11 protein-coding genes and 2 tRNA genes are annotated in these 14,726 nt (G+C 69.0%); 7 read left to right on the forward strand and 6 right to left on the reverse strand.

Annotation, left to right across the window (positions count from 1 at the left end; all coding sequences use genetic code 11):
- Nucleotides 1-374 precede the first annotated feature (374 nt).
- From ACGFIO_RS18390 to ACGFIO_RS18400, 3 genes are all read left to right on the forward strand, one after another.
- A complete protein-coding gene (locus ACGFIO_RS18390; protein ID WP_392827431.1) occupies nt 375-617 on the forward strand; it encodes a hypothetical protein in 243 nt (80 codons plus the stop codon).
- A 1,143-nt stretch (nt 618-1,760) separates the two neighbouring features.
- On the forward strand, nt 1,761-2,228 hold the full coding sequence (locus ACGFIO_RS18395; RefSeq protein ID WP_392827476.1) for a tyrosine-type recombinase/integrase: 468 nt from the start codon (nt 1,761-1,763) through the stop codon (nt 2,226-2,228).
- Nucleotides 2,229-2,346: 118 nt separating this feature from the next.
- Nucleotides 2,347-2,673 (forward strand): helix-turn-helix domain-containing protein, encoded by a 327-nt coding sequence (locus ACGFIO_RS18400; protein WP_392827432.1) that lies wholly within the window; start codon nt 2,347-2,349, stop codon nt 2,671-2,673.
- Between the two features lie 76 nt (nt 2,674-2,749).
- Here ACGFIO_RS18400 and xerC read toward each other — a convergent pair whose 3' ends face one another.
- The 3 genes from xerC to ACGFIO_RS18415 form a co-directional block, all read right to left on the reverse strand.
- Nucleotides 2,750-3,790 carry a tyrosine recombinase XerC gene (gene xerC / locus ACGFIO_RS18405; protein ID WP_392827433.1) on the reverse strand — a complete coding sequence of 347 codons (1,041 nt, stop codon included), beginning with the start codon at nt 3,788-3,790 and terminating at the stop codon, nt 2,750-2,752.
- A 520-nt stretch (nt 3,791-4,310) separates the two neighbouring features.
- Nucleotides 4,311-4,383: transfer RNA gene (locus tag ACGFIO_RS18410), tRNA-Arg, on the reverse strand.
- A gap of 163 nt (nt 4,384-4,546) precedes the next feature.
- Nucleotides 4,547-4,640 (reverse strand) — tRNA-Ser (locus ACGFIO_RS18415).
- Nucleotides 4,641-5,712: 1,072 nt separating this feature from the next.
- On the opposite strand from ACGFIO_RS18415, the gene ACGFIO_RS18420 reads away from it, so the two are divergent.
- The gene (locus ACGFIO_RS18420; protein WP_392827434.1) at nt 5,713-6,687 is read left to right on the forward strand and encodes a hypothetical protein; all 975 of its coding nucleotides are present in this window, start codon (nt 5,713-5,715) and stop codon (nt 6,685-6,687) included.
- A 199-nt stretch (nt 6,688-6,886) separates the two neighbouring features.
- Here the strand turns inward: ACGFIO_RS18420 and ACGFIO_RS18425 are convergent, their stop codons facing one another.
- Entirely contained in the window at nt 6,887-7,642 is a 756-nt protein-coding gene (locus tag ACGFIO_RS18425) for a CPBP family intramembrane glutamic endopeptidase (protein ID WP_392827477.1), read from the reverse strand.
- Between the two features lie 75 nt (nt 7,643-7,717).
- On the opposite strand from ACGFIO_RS18425, the gene ACGFIO_RS18430 reads away from it, so the two are divergent.
- Nucleotides 7,718-8,824, forward strand: a complete 1,107-nt coding sequence (locus tag ACGFIO_RS18430) for a globin domain-containing protein (protein WP_392827435.1) — start codon at nt 7,718-7,720, stop codon at nt 8,822-8,824.
- A gap of 37 nt (nt 8,825-8,861) precedes the next feature.
- On the opposite strand, the gene ACGFIO_RS18435 is transcribed toward ACGFIO_RS18430, so the two are convergent.
- Nucleotides 8,862-10,412 carry a peptide deformylase gene (locus ACGFIO_RS18435; protein ID WP_392827436.1) on the reverse strand — a complete coding sequence of 517 codons (1,551 nt, stop codon included), beginning with the start codon at nt 10,410-10,412 and terminating at the stop codon, nt 8,862-8,864.
- 311 nt (nt 10,413-10,723) lie between these two features.
- Here ACGFIO_RS18435 and ACGFIO_RS18440 point away from each other — a divergent pair, with 311 nt between their 5' ends.
- Nucleotides 10,724-11,443: an IucA/IucC family C-terminal-domain containing protein gene (locus tag ACGFIO_RS18440; RefSeq protein WP_392827437.1), complete on the forward strand. Its 720-nt coding sequence runs from the start codon at nt 10,724-10,726 to the stop codon at nt 11,441-11,443.
- Between the two features lie 61 nt (nt 11,444-11,504).
- On the opposite strand, the gene ACGFIO_RS18445 is transcribed toward ACGFIO_RS18440, so the two are convergent.
- Nucleotides 11,505-12,515: a monooxygenase gene (locus ACGFIO_RS18445; RefSeq protein ID WP_392827438.1), complete on the reverse strand. Its 1,011-nt coding sequence runs from the start codon at nt 12,513-12,515 to the stop codon at nt 11,505-11,507.
- Nucleotides 12,516-12,842: 327 nt separating this feature from the next.
- Between ACGFIO_RS18445 and ACGFIO_RS18450 the strand changes: the two genes are divergently transcribed.
- Nucleotides 12,843-14,693, forward strand: a complete 1,851-nt coding sequence (locus ACGFIO_RS18450; protein ID WP_392827439.1) for a diguanylate cyclase domain-containing protein — start codon at nt 12,843-12,845, stop codon at nt 14,691-14,693.
- Nucleotides 14,694-14,726: the final 33 nt, after the last annotated feature.

Here is a 14,726-nt window from a genome sequence, read left to right on the forward strand (position 1 = left end):
TCAGACCGCCCGCCAACGACGACCGGTGCTGGACACGCGCAGCCCAGTCCTAAATGGCGTATTCCGGATCTATAGCACGCTGCCCCCCGCTACGCACATCCAGGCAAAAGAGCTTCGGCGACATAGGCGTGTTCGGTACCTCGGGACAGATTTCGATCTGCGGCAGGGACGCGGATGAGGACCTCAACCGGAGCCACACCCGACCACACGGCCAGACGCGTTAACGGAGTCAGCGTAGGCGGCGCGGCGTCCGCGAAACCGCCAACTCACAGTGCCATATTCAATAAAGGCATGTGGCCTAACTAGCGTCGGTATAGTGGCCTTATGGAGGGAGCCATATATGGCCTCGCTCGTACGAATGATTCGATCGTTGCGTGGCCAGTGATCTCGAACAAGCGGTACGCGCCTTCGCACAGGCACAGGCCGAGGTCACCCAGACGCAGGAACTACTGGCGGAGAAACGAGCCGAGGTACCCCGTGCCCGCGCACGGCTGGCCGCCGTGATCGTCGAGGTCTACCAGCGCGGCATGCGGCAGAACGAGATCGTCTTGGTTACCGGCTACACCCGCGAATCCGTACGGCGCATCCTGCGCGCCGCCGGCGTTGAACCAGACTGAGGCATCCCCGGCCTAGATGCAGCCCAGCCGGCCGCCGCATCTTGGCGCGCACGCCGCTAGCAAGCTTCCGATCAGGCAAGCGGCTTCGGCCGTCCTGCACCTCCCGTGCAAGCCGTTCACCGGTCACCGTGAACGCCCCAACAGTCCGACCCCCCGTCGACAACGAACGGGGAAACACCATGTCAGACACCGGAATCTTCAAGCGCTGCGGATGCATCGACAGCAACACCGGGCGACGCTCGGGCGAGCACTGCCCACGACTGGCCGAACCCGGCCACGGCAGCTGGTACTTCGCCTGCTCAACCCAGAACCTGCTCGGCCAGACCGAACGCATACGACGCGGCGGCTTCCCCACCGCGGACGCAGCCGCACAGGCCCGCGACGAACTGCTGCAACTCTCCCGCGAGGAACGCACCGGACAGAACTGGACCGTCACCCGATGGCTACGGTACTGGCTGTCCACCCGCACCCGGATACGCCCCACCACCAAATCCCACTACGCCCACGACACCGACCGGTTCCTGATCCCCACCATCGGCGCCCTGACCCTCGCCGAGCTCAACACCCGGCAGCTCACCGCTGCCTTCGCCGAAATCGGCAAAGCCACCAACCGCTACGGCCGGCCCCACACGATGTGCACCCTGCACCACGCCCACACCACCCTGAGAGCCGCGCTGAACGCCGCCGTCCGCGAAGGCCTGTTGACCAGCAACCCCGCCGCCCGGGTGGAACTACCCGCCCGGGAACGCCCACACGCCATGGTCTGGACCGAACCCCGCGTCGCCGCCTGGCGGGCCACCGGCGAACACCCCGTCGTCGCCGTCTGGACCCCAGAGCAGCTGGCAGCGTTCCTACACTCGGCACGCCACGACACCCTCTACGCCCTCTGGTGGCTCATCGCCCTACGCGGACTACGCCGCGGCGAAGCCGCCGGACTGCGCTGGAACGACGTCGACCTCGACAACGCCCAACTCACCGTCCTGCGCCAGCGCACCACCGCCGGCTACACCATCCACGAAGGCCCACCCAAATCCGCGACCAGCCGCCGCATCGTCGCCCTCGACCACCACACCGTCCTACGCCTGCACCACCGCCGACAACACCAACACCACCAACGCCGCGACAACACCGGCAAAGCCCTACCTGGACAGCGGCTACGTCTTCACCCGCCCCGACGGCGCACCCTTCCACCCCGGCTACTTCACCCAACGCCTCCGCCTGCTCATCAACCGCGCCGACCTACCACCCGTCCGATTACAAAACCTGCGCCACGGAGCGGCCAGCCTCGCCCACGCCGCCGGCGCCGGCGCCGACCTCAAAACCATCCAAGACCTACTCGGACACTCCAACGTCTCACTCACCGCCGACGTCTACACCGAAGTCTTACCCGACAAACAACGCCAAGCCGCCGAAGACACCGCCCAGCTGCTGCTCGACGCCGGCCACACCATCCGCGCACCTCTCGCCATCATCAAACGCACGATGGTGCTGCCACGACGACCTCGCCGCGAACCAGCAGCCCCAACGACCATCGCCACGCCACCACGTAGCCAGCGCCACCGCACCCACAAGTCCCGGTCACGGTACGAGACTCTGCGGAGACGAAGGTGACCGTGATAATCCGTACCGACGCGGCGCTACGCTGAGCCGCCTGTAACGCTGACCAGGCCGGCACACATCAGCCCCTTTTGGCCTGACCGCAGAGGGCAGGGTGATCTTGATGTACTCGGTGAGTAGCGATGCCGTCGACCGGGCGATACGGCTGCTCGCCGAGAATGCGGCATTCCTCACGCTGGACCAGCGGCTGCGGATCGCCGCGCTGCTGGCTCGCCCGATCGAGCCGGAACCTTCGTACAACCGGGATCCGGTCGATCCTCCGCCCACTGAAGCTGTCGTGCTCACCGTCGAGGAGACCGCCGACCTGCTGAGAGTCGGCCGCACCACGGTCTACGACCTGATCAAGAGCGGCGGGCTGACCAGCATCATGATCGGCCGGCTGCGCAGGGTCCGGTATGCCGATGTCGTCGCCTACCTCGACCAGACCGACCGGCGATAGGCGTACTCGTGGGCAGGTCGGTCGTACCCCAGCCAGCAGTGACGAGCTGCTCCGCCAAGCCGCCGTCAGCAGCGAGTCATGCCTGGTAGGCACCGGATAGCGCCCAGCGCAGCTTCACGTGGCTCATCAGCAAATCCGCCGACTTCTGAACCGCGACCGCAGCCATCGACTTGAAGATGCAGCTGTACGTGTCGATCGTGGTCCAGGCCGTGGAGTGGCCCATGTCCTCCTGAATCTGCTTCAGATCCATACCGGCGGCCGCCTCGACGCCGGCCGCGCCGTGGCGCAGGTCGTGCAATCGCACCGGCGGCAGGCCTTCGCTGTCCGCCAGCTTCCTGAACCGGCGTGTCAACCAGTCGGGTCGCACCGGCTTGCCGTCAGCGTGGACAAAGACCCTCTCATTCGGGTCGACCCAGCCCAACCGACGCCGCTGGTCGCGCCACAATGCCGACAGCAGCTCCACGCTGAACCTGTCGAGCGACATCGTGCGGACACCCGCCGCTGACTTCGGCGGTCCCACCCAGTCCGCACCGCGAACGACCACGATCTGCTCCCGAACGGTGAGCTCTCCGCCTGCCAGATCGATGTCCTCCCACCGCAGGCCTGCGATCTCGCCCCGACGCAAACCCCGCAGCGCCACCAGCCACCACAACGAGAAGAACCTGTCGTTCTGCACGGAGCTGAGGAACTGCCCGACATGGTGGAGATCCCAGACCGCCACGCGGGGACGGACCCCCGTGTTCTGCCACGCCTTCACGTACGAGTCGTCCCACACCACAGCCCGCGGCTTCGCCCCGGACGGAAGCTTCAACCCTCGAGCAGGGTTGAGGTCGATGACCCCTTGACGGCGAGCCTCGGAGAGCGCGGTACGCAGCACGGCCCGGATTCCGTTCAGGCTGCTTGGGGAGATCAGTCGGCCACCGCGAACATGGCCGCGGGAGATTCTGTCCATCGCCCGCTGTGCGTCCTTTGCGCGAAGCTTGCGCATCGTGTGATGACCAAGCGTCGGGATCAAGTGGTCGTAGACGACGCTTCGATAGCCGACCATCGTCGACGGGCGGAGACGATTCTCTTGCGTAGACAGCCAGAACTCCAGCCACCGTCGAAGCGTCCACATCCCGGCCGCTTCATGCCCTGGCTTCTGGCGAAATTCCCAGCAGGCGCGTTCAGCGTCAGCCCTGCTGGGGTGGCCGCCGCGACGCACCCGGATCCGTCGATCGTCCGGCCCGGGCATCTGTACTGAGAAGTACCAGCTGCCGTGGCCCTCAGCGGGCAACCGGCCGCAACGCGAACCGAGCTGACGTCCTGACTGCTCACACCGACAGGCACACCGCCGGTACACCAAACCGGCCTCCTTCGCCTGACCCACAGCTGCCACCACGCACCGCAACACGATAGGTAACTCGCCCGGCAGCCTTGATCATCCAATAGGCAATTCAGACACGCGAACAGCCGGATTCGCGTCATCCTTTTGCGAACCCGGTGCTATTGACCCAATAAACCCAGGTCAACCCTGCTTCAGGCAGCCCTAGATGTGGGGCAAAGACGTGACCCACAGCTGACCCACATACCAAAAAGAACCTGGCCCCGGCGGCCCGGGTTCCAGGTTCATGCAGGTCAAACGATGTTTCTCGTCGCGCGCCCGAAGGGACTCGAACCCCTAACCTTCTGATCCGTAGTCAGATGCTCTATCCATTGAGCTACGGGCGCAGTCTTGCGTGGCTGTCGCGTGCCCAGCCAGGAAACTACGTTAGCACGCCCACCGCTGCCACCCCTCGGGCGGGCTCCTGCGCTGGGGGACAGGTCGGTCTGGGCGGGAAGCACAAACGCCGGCGGCTGCGAGTTTGGGCAGCTCACCGGCGTGAGGGGTGGGTGGCGGAGACTCCGGGATTCGAACCCGGGAGGGGCTTTAAGACCCCAACCGCATTAGCAGTGCGGCGCCATAGACCAGACTAGGCGAAGTCTCCCCGACGGCACTCAACCGTCGAACGACGAGGATACCGGACCCCCTTGGCGCCGGGCAAAGAGGTATGGGTGGTGGCGGGGGCGGTTCGTAGCGGGTGGAAATCGCTGGGTGCGATTAGGCTCACGCGGATGGAGGAGAAGGAGCCCCGCAAACGCTCGGCTGACGCTGAGTTCAGCGCTGTCGACCAGCCGCCGTCGGGTCGCCGGCGGAAGGCTGCTCCTCCGCAGGTCACGTTCCAGCCGCCGGCCGCCGAGCCGACCGAGCGCCCACGTCGGTCGAAGGCCGCCGGCACGCCGCCCCAGCACGCGGAATCCGACCCGCAGCGAGGCGCGGAACGAACTGCGGCGCCCACGGAGGCGGCACGCGGAGAGGGCGCCCAGAGCGAGATGGGTTCGGCGGCCAGGGATCGAGCGGAGCCGACGCAGGGCAAGCGGCCGGGCCGCGCGGAGCCGGCGCGGAGCGAGGATTCAGAGCGCGGGGAGCCGGCGCGGGACGAGCGGCCGGATCGCGCGGAGGCGGCACGGAGCGAGGGTTCAAATCGCGCGGAGCCGGCGCGGGGCGAAGGTTCGGCGGCGGGTCGCGCTCGGCGCGCCAGGAAAACGGCAGATGGAGGTACGGGCACAGCACCTGCTCGCAACCCAGCCCAACAGCCGCCTTCAGCTGGGCGCCGCAAGTCCACGCCCCGCAAAGCCACGCGGCCCCCGACCCCCGCCACGCCCACCGCCACCACGGCCGACCAGCCCAGCTCCACGGCCGACCAGCCCGGCACCACAACGCCTCCCGCCCAGCGCCGGTCAAAGGCCGCCACGCCCGCCAAGACCACCCCGCGGGGCACGACGACCCCGACGGCCACGACTACTCCGCCGGCCAAGCAGCCTTTCCCGGCCGCCACTCAAGCTGAGACCGCCCCGGCACAAGCACCGGCTCGGCCCATCACCGGACAAACGCCGTCCCGAACCGCCTCGCCGGACATGCCGGCCCAAACTGCCGACCCGGCGACGGCCGGCACCACGCGCGAGTCGACCCCCGTTGCGCCGGCCAAGAAGGCCACCGCCCCGAGGAAGGGGATCAGCGTGGCCAAGAAGGCGGCGAACGCCCCGACGAAGGCAACCGCGGCGCCGGCAAAGGTCGCCAAAGCGACGAAGGAGGCTCGGCCACCGGCCCACCCGACCGGCATCCCGGCCCAGCCGCAGGTCACCGAGCCAACCGTCGCCAAGGCCTCCCCGCCAACCGAGCCCGAGAAGAAGGCCGAGCCGGTAACAACGGCCCCGCCCGAGACAACGGCCGAACCAGAGACAACGGCCGGGCCCGAGACAACGGCCGACGTGACGAACGAGGTGGGGGCGGTGGCTGCCACGGTCCAGGGTGGGGACGTGAGCGCTGCTCTGGCCGTACCGGCTGAGAAAACCGCAACCAGACGCACCGAGCCCTGGGCCCAGCTGGTCGCCAACCCGGGTCACGCCCCGGAGCTTCTGGCGCTCGCCGCCGTGCAGAGTATTGGCCCGCGCGCCGCGGACTGGGCCCGTCGGATGCGCGAGCGCTACCCGCACGCGACCGACGCCAGTCTGGCTCGCCTGGCCGAGCGGCAGTTCATTCGCTTCGGCGGTGTGGGCAGTGTCTTTGCCGCGGCGGCCGGCTCGTATGCGCCTATTGCTCTGCTGAGCAGCAACGCCCTGACCTATGCCGAACTGGTTCTGCATGTGGCGGCTGCTCACCAGGTTGATCCGACCGACCGCCGGCGTGCCGTTGACCTGCTCGTTCTTACGCAGGTGCACGCGACCCCGGAGGACGCGGAGGCCGCGCTGACCACCGCCGAGCAGCCGGCCTACGAGGAGGAGACGCACCTCACGGATGCCGTGTGGCGGCTCGCTCGGATGGCCTCTGCGCAGGGCGTTGCCTGGGCCATCGTCAAGCAGGTCAATCGGGTCTTTCCGGGGGTGACCCTCCTGTCGGCGATCATCACCAGCCGCTCGGGGGTACGGACGGTGGGCATGCGGGCGACCCGGTTCTACAGCCGGCTGAGCCAGGACGCCGACAGCAGGGCATAGCCAGCGAAAATGAAACAACGCCGGCGTTGTTAGCGGCGCCGGCAGCGGGGATGTGGCCAGCGAAGAAGGCGACGCCGACGGCAGGCGTGGCCAGCAAAGAAGGCGACGCCGACGGCAGGCGTGGCCAGCAAAGAAGGCGACGCCGACGGCAGGCGTGGCCAGCAAAGAAGGCGACGCCGAAACCGGCGGGCGACCGGGGCTAAAGCCAGCTCAACCAGGACTCCGGCAGCAGGGTGTAGCCGACGAAGGCGACGATGTCGAGCAGGGAATGGGCCACGATCAGGGGCATCACCCGCCTGTAACGCAGGAAGAACAGGGCGAAGATCACGCCCATGACGGCGTTGCCGATGAAGGCGCCGAAGCCCTGGTAGAGGTGGTACGAGCCGCGCAGGACGGCCGAGGCGGCGATGATCGACACGGTGCGCCACTCGAGCGAGGCGCGCAGCCGGGTGACGAGGTAGCCGACGACGATCACCTCCTCGAGCACCGCGTTCTCCACGGCTTTGAGGACCAGCACCGGCACCGCCCACCACACCGGCTGCAGGGCCGCCGGCACAATCTGGGCGTTCAGCCCCAATTGCGCAGCAAGGTAGACCAGCAAGAGGCCGGGGACGCCTATCACCGCGGCCAAACCCACGCCCCAGCCCGTGTCGAAGCCGGGCCGATACAGCGGCCGGCCCAACGAAGAGCGCTGCGAATCCAGCAGATACAGCGCGAGCAGCACCGGCACCAGCGCGAAGAAGATCCAGAGCAGCTGGTACGTCAGATCCAGGTACGGTCGCGGCGACTGCGACGGGTTCAGCGTGGCCTTCGACGCGGAGAGCGGCCCGGCCGACAGCTTGGCGATGAGGGACACCACGGCATAGACGGCGCTCGCGCCGAGGGACAGCAGCAGGACGAGAAGGATCTCGATCCCCGTCGAGGTGCGGCGGGCGCGGTCAACTTCGCTGGTCACCCGCACAACGATAAGGGTGGCCAATCGCACTGATGGTGCGTCTTAGATCCGAGTGCGCTGCCCACCCTGACTGACATGGGAGACCTCGCGCGTTTGCTCAAGGAGAGTTGGAGCCTCGTCGAGGAACATCAGGACAAGGTGGCCGGCTACTTCTACGCCAAGATCTTCCTGGCCCACCCCCACCTGCGGGAACTCTTCCCGATGCACATGGACGTCCAGCGATCGCGATTACTCAATGCTCTGGTGACAGCCGTGCAGACGCTGGAGGATCCGGAGCGGTTCGATGAATATCTACGCGCGCTCGGTCGTGATCATCGAAAGTTTCACGTGGAACCAGAACACTACGAGGTGGTGGGCGGGGCACTGATCGAGGCGATGCGGCACTACGCCGGCGAGCAGTGGAGCATCGAGTTCGACCAGGCCTGGGCCGACGCGTACGCGGCGATCGCGGCGAAGATGCTGGCCGGCGCCGAGGCGGACACCAACCCGCCGTACTGGTACGCCGAGGTCACCGCCCACGAGCGCCGCGCCCAGGACATCGCGGTCTTCACCGTTCTCCCCATGCAGCCGCTCGAGTTCCGCGCTGGCCAGTACCTCAGCATCGAGTACCCGCGCGCCCAGCCGCGCTTGTGGCGGACCTATTCGGTCGCCAACGCGGCCCGGCGGGACAACACCCTGGAGTTCCATGTACGAGCGGTCGGCGCCGGTTGGGTGTCCAGTGCCCTGGTACGACGCCTCCAGGCCGGCGACATGATCAAACTGGCCGCCCCGATGGGCACGATGGGCCTGGACCGCCGCTCCACCCGCGACGCGGTCTTCGTGGCCGGCGGCACCGGCCTGGCCCCGGTCAAGTCGATGCTCGAGGAGCTGACCCGGTACAACCGAACCCGTTGGGTGCACGTCTTCTTCGGCGCCCGTAACCGCGACGATCTCTACGACCTGCCCGAACTCAACCGCCTGTCGGCCCGCTATCCGTGGTTGTCGGTGGTCACCGCCTGCAGCGAGGACCCGTCCTTCCCGGGCGAGCAAGGCAACATCTCCGACGTGGTGGGCCGTTACGGCCCGTGGAACGAGCACGACTTCTTCGTCTCCGGCTCGGGCGCCATGGTCAAGGCGACCCTGAAGACGCTGGCCGAGCTCCAGGTGCCGGCGCTGCGCGTGAAGTACGACGCATTCAATTAGGCCCTATTTCGCAGTCCAGCCGAGCGCGTAACACGGTCTAGTAGGCCCAGGGCCGCCCGATCTGCTGATACTCGGAGACGGGCACGAGGGCCGCGTCCGGCGCCATCCGATCCACGTACAACTTGCCTTCGAGGTGGTCGATCTCGTGGCTGACCAGCCGCGCCATCGCCAGCTCGAACGACGTGATCACCCGCGTACCGTCGAATCTCGCGTGCTCGACCTCGATCCGCAGCGGCCGCACGACCAGCCCGCGGTAGTCGAAGAAGGAGAGGCAACCCTCGTACTGCTCGTCGGTGTCGCCGGACTCGCCGACCATCCGCGGGTTGAGCAGCACCACCGGCTCGACGTCGTACTCCGGCGGCCGGACCACCGCCGCGGCCACCGACAAGCCGATCTGCGGGGCCGCGAGCCCAACCCCCTTGCTGAAGTCGTGCAGCGTCTCCAGCCGCTGGAGCGCGGTGAGCAGTGAGGTCACCGCCTCGCGGGCCGACTCCTCCTCGCGGGGCAGCTGGAAGTGCCGGGATCGCTGCCGCAGCAGGTCGGCGCCGCGCTGGACGATGCCGACGCCGCGCATCTTCTGCGAGGCCCGCGGCTCGGAGTGGGTCAGCGCGACGGCCTGGCCGTTGATCGGGGCCAGGTCCTCGTAGGTCGGCGCGCCGGCCCCGCGGAACCGCCACTCCAACCGGTACCGGGCGTTGAGCAGCGGCTGGTCGGTGGACCACTCGAAGATGGCCCGATCGTCGTCGTTGTGACGTTCGAGCGGCGTCCGTACGGGTACCTCAGCGGCCATGGACGTCTCGACGCCCCACACCTGCGGCTCGAAGTGCACCGGGAAGTCCAGCCGCACGGTGAGGCTCCGGGTGGGCAGGCGCACCGCGCGCTGAAACCACTGCCCCCACTTCTCCTCGCCGACGGTGTACGCGTACGAGATCGTGGTTCGCTCGCCGGGATAGAGGGGAAACTGGCCGTGCTCGTTTCCGAACAGAAGCCAGACCTCCTTGGAGGCGTCCCGGTCCAGTTTGAGTCGCTGCTGCATCGGCTCGGCGGCCTCGCCCTCGCCCGAGTTCGCCTCGATGTCCAGCTCCTCCCAGGTCAGCGGGTGCTGCCGGTGGTGCCGGTTGGAGCCGGTCGGGTCGTGCGGGTAGCGGTCGACCGAGATCTTCATCAGGAACCGGGTGACCGGCTCGTTGCCCGCGTTGTAGAGCGACCGGTGGATCCGGCACCGGTAGGACCCGTCGACGTAGCGGAGCTCGGCGATCTCCTTCTCCACGATCAGCCCGGTCCCGGGCGGCATCCACTGCGCCGGCACCGGCGGGTCCCGGTGTGCCGCCGCGCCCCGGGCGTGCCGGAGTTCGTCGTACTCCTGGAATCTCTGCCAGATCGCACCGCCCGCGGAGAGAACGGCCTCGGCGCGCCGGGCGAAGTCCTCGGTGGGCTTGTGCCGGCGTCCCTCGACATGACTGACGTACGAGGGATCGAAACCCATGCGTGCGGCGAGTTGCTTCTTCGTCATTCCTCGCTCGGCACGCCACTGGGCAAGCGCCGTGACGAACTGGTCGGCGGCCCGCTCGACGGGCGAGGTGGTCATCACGAATGCCCCCTTCGCGACGGGAAGTTCAGTGTCGCTGGCTCCTGGTGTCAACAAGGGGCTAGTAGCGCGTTGCCGACAGATACCTTGACGAATCCGGCAACGCGGCAACCGTCCGTCAGGACACCATCGCTTCGGGTATTCGGAGGAATAACACCTGATGGGGGCCGGTGTACCAGGACCGCCCGACCCGTGGTTAGGTTAGCCTTAACAAGGTACGGTTGGCACCGACCGAAGGGGGTGCGGAACGAGTGACGGCAGCGCTGGCGATGTCGCAGCCACTGGCACCCATCACGGACACCCTCCGGGCGATGTTCGGCACGAGCACCCAGCTGCCCGGCCTCGCCCCCGACCTGCTGGTCACCGACCCGTCCGGCTGGCGGCCGACCGCCGAGCTGCGGGGCCACAGCCTTGACGCGCTGCTCGACTCGTCCCGCCGCCGGTGGAACGCCCAGCCGCACGCGGCCGCGGCGCTGGCCTGGAAGGCGTACACCTATTGGCTCGCTCTTCCGGCGGTCCTCGGGTATGCCTCGGCCCGGCGGGTGCCGCTGCTGTCCGCGCACGACGTCCTGATGCACTTCGACGACCCGCGCCCGCTGGTCACCCTCGGCCTGCGGGCCGACATCCCGGTAGCCGTGCTGCCCAGTGACCCGCTGGCGCTGAGCGGCCTGCCGCAGGTGCGGGTGGTGCCGACCGAGGCGGCGCTGCGCGAGGAGTTCCGCGCGTCGCTGCTCGACCGGCACCTGACGCCGCTGCTGGACGCCATCCACGACCGGGTGCGGCTCGGCCGGCGTACGCTGCTCGGCTCGCTCGCCTCGGGCGTCGCCTACGCGGTGCTCCGCTCGGCCGACGTGCTGCCCGGCCCGTCCACCGAAACGATCAACGCCCTGCTCACCACCTTGGGCGTGGACGACCTGGTCGAGCTGGTGGCCGATGCCGGCGGCCGGCTCGACGTGCAGCGGCGGACCTGCTGCCTGGCCTTCACCCTGCCGCAGCCCAAGGTCTGCAAGGGCTGCTGCATCAAGCCGTAGCCCAAGGTCCGCAAGGGCTGCTGCATCAAGCCGTAGCCCAAGGTCCGCAAGGGCTGCTGCATCAAGCCGTTGCCGTCGACAGCACGACGACGCCCAGGCACATCTCGTCGCTGGTTCCCTCGCCCCACACCACATACCGCGGCGGCTGGTCGCGCAGTTGCGGCAGCTGGTGGCGCAGGCCGACGTCGTGCGTGCAGGTGACCCGCAGGGTGTCGCCGGGCTTGACCCGGGCCGGCTCGGTCAGCGGCGTGATGCCCTGCTCGTCGAAGTTATAGGACGGCACGTCGAGCAGCGTCGTGGCGCCCGCTTTCCCGGGGTTGAGCTCGACCTTGACCGACCGGCCGAGCAGGTGCATGTGCCCGCCCAGCGCATAAATGGTGGCGGCCTGCCGTACCGGATAGTCGCACTGGGTCCTGGTCGACGCGACCGGCCGGCGACCGCCGTTGCACCGCCGGTTGAGGCCGGTCACCGCGCCCAGGGCACCGTCGCCGAAGCGTGCGGCCACGTCGCGTACCGCCGCGGCCCGGTCGCAGAGCGGCCCCTCCTCGTTCGGCCCGCAAGCCAGCTCGACCGGCGCCGGCATCAGGAAGGTGTCCAGCGGCGTGAGGCCGGGCTGGTCGGTGAGCCTCAGCCGGATGCCCGAGCGGTCGGTGTCGCCCGGCTTGGCCGCCAGCAGGTTGTAGTGCACCTGCATGACCAGCTTGCTGCCGGGCGCCATCGGGTAGCCGATGTCCGGCCGCAGCAGCGTCTCGTCCGCGCCCGGCGCCCACGAGGCCACCCAGGCCGCGGTGTCGGCGATGCCCGCGTTCCCGAAGCAGGTCCAGCCCTGGCCGGGCGTGCCCGCGTCGGTCCGCTGGGCCTCGGCGGCCTGGTCCGGCGTGATCCGGAAGAAGATCGCGTGGTGGACGACCGTGGCGTTCTGCGGCAGGAACTGGCTCCCGGTCAGGAACGACGTCCCGGTGATGCCGGGGTCGACCAGGAAGCACCGGTAGTCGTCGGTGCCTCCGTGCGGCGCGGCCGGGGTGTAGGCGGCCGGCATGGCCACGTCGACGAAGCGCTCGCCAGTGCGCAACGGCGCCGCCGGCGCGGCCGACCCGGTGTGCTGGTGGGCTGAGGGTGGTGCCGGGGCCGCGGGTTCGTCGGCCCCACAGGCAGACCCCCCGATGAGTACGCCTGCCAGCACGCCAACCGCTCCGATTCGCCGCATTGTCGGCACCCCCTCCGACACGCAGCGTGCTCCACTTCGGACTTTGTGTCACCCTTCGGTGCACTATTTGCGCGCCGGATCCCTTATCTCGGCCGAATCTCTGACGAAACGTAAGGGGAGAGCCGATACCAAACCGGTCAGCGGGGCCGGATGCACGCAATCGCGGACAACCGGACGAGGAGTGGCGCACGCATGACCGAGCGTACGTTCGCGATCCTCTCCCCGTTCGTGGGCGGCGACTATTACGGTGCGATCATCGCCGGGGTGAACGCAGCCGCCGCCGCCCGTGGCGACTCGGTGATCGCCATCCAGACGCTCGACCCCGGCTCGCACAGCGCCGACCACAGCGGCCTGCCCGACTTCCACCGGCCGGTCGCCTGGGACCACGTCTCCGGGTTGATCATCCTGCCCGGGGCGGTCGACTCCGAGTACGCGCTGACCGCCGGGCGGGCGGGTAAGCCGGTGGTGCTGATCGGCCACGAGATCGACGGCGACTGCTCGTCCGTGGTGGCCGACAACCGGTCCGGCGTACGCGAAGCCGTCACCCACCTGATCACCCACGGCCATGAGCGGATCGCCTTCGCCGGCAACCTGAACCACTTCGACGTCCGCGAACGCCACGAGGGCTACCGCGAGGCGCTGCTCGCGCACGGCATCATCCCCGGCGCCGACCTGCTCTTCGACCTGCCGGACAACCACGAGACCGGCGGCGAGGACGTGGCCGGATGGCTGATCCGGGCGGGGATGCCGGCCACCGCGATCGCGCTGGGCACCGACCGGAACGCGATCGGGGTGGACCGGCGGCTGCGGGCGGCCGGGTACGAGCTCCCGCGCGACCTGGCCGTGATCGGCTTCGACGACATCCCGGACGGCATGTACCTCCATCCGTCGCTGTCGACCGTCCGCCAGCCGCTGGACCAGGTCGGCGCGGCCGCCCACGCGCTCGCCCGCGACCTGGCCGACGACCCGGCGCTGAGCCGGCGTCAGGTGCGCGGGGTGCCGACCGTCTTCGTGCGGCGCGACTCCTGCGGCTGCCCCAGCGACGGGCTGCCGGTCTCTGAGCCGCACACCCGGGAGCTCTTCGGCGACATCCAATACCTGCAGGCCACCCTCAACATCCAGTACGAGCTGAGCATCGAACTGCTCGGCGCCCACGGCGAGCGGGATCCCCGGTCGCTCAGCTGGCTCGACCGCACGCCGGCGGTCGGCGGCGTGCTCGGCCTGTGGTCGGGCGCCGCCGACCTGGACGTCGTCGGCGAGTTCTGGCCGGGCGGCTCGACCACCGCGGTGGGCACCTCGATTCCGGTCGCCCAGTTCCCGCCGCGGAGCCTGTTCGACCTGGCCGATGGCCCGACCGGGGACATCGTCTTCGTGGTGCCGGTGAAGAGCGAGGCCCACGACTGGGGGCTGCTCGCCGCGGTCGGCCGGATCCAGGCCAGCACCCCGCCCGGCCGCGAGATGATGAACCACTCGGGCTCGCTGCTGGCCGCCGCGCTCGACCACGTGACGATGGTCCAGGCGTTGCGTGACCAGGAGGAACAGCTGCGCAGCGCCGCCCTGCACGACTACCTGACCGGTCTGCCCAACCGGGTGCTGCTGGCCGACCGGCTGCGGCAGGCCGGGCTGCGGGTGTCACGGCAGCCGAGCCACCGGTTCGCGGTGCTGCTGCTCGACCTGGACGGGTTCAAGGCGGTCAACGACTCGCTCGGGCACGCGGCCGGCGACGCGCTGCTCGTCGAGGTGGCCGCGCGGCTGACCGGGCTGCTCCGGGAGTCGGACACGGTGGCGCGGCTGGGCGGCGACGAGTTCGTCGTACTCCTCGACGGGGTGACCGTGCCGGACGGCCCACAGGCGGTGAGCTCCGCGATCGACGCCGTGCTGACCGAGCCGTTCCTGATCGACGGCCGGGAGGTGCGGGTCGGCGTGAGCATCGGGGTGGCGCTGTCCATGCCGGGCGCGTCCGACCCCGACCACCTGCTGCGCGAGGCCGACGCGGCGATGTATCGCGTGAAGTCGTCCGCGCGCCGCCCAGTCAGTCGCTGACGCAGCCCGACCCTCGGCGCCCGATCAGCCACC

Origin of the sequence: Actinoplanes sp. NPDC049265, assembly GCF_043197135.1 — a bacterium.
Classification (GTDB): domain Bacteria; phylum Actinomycetota; class Actinomycetes; order Mycobacteriales; family Micromonosporaceae; genus Actinoplanes.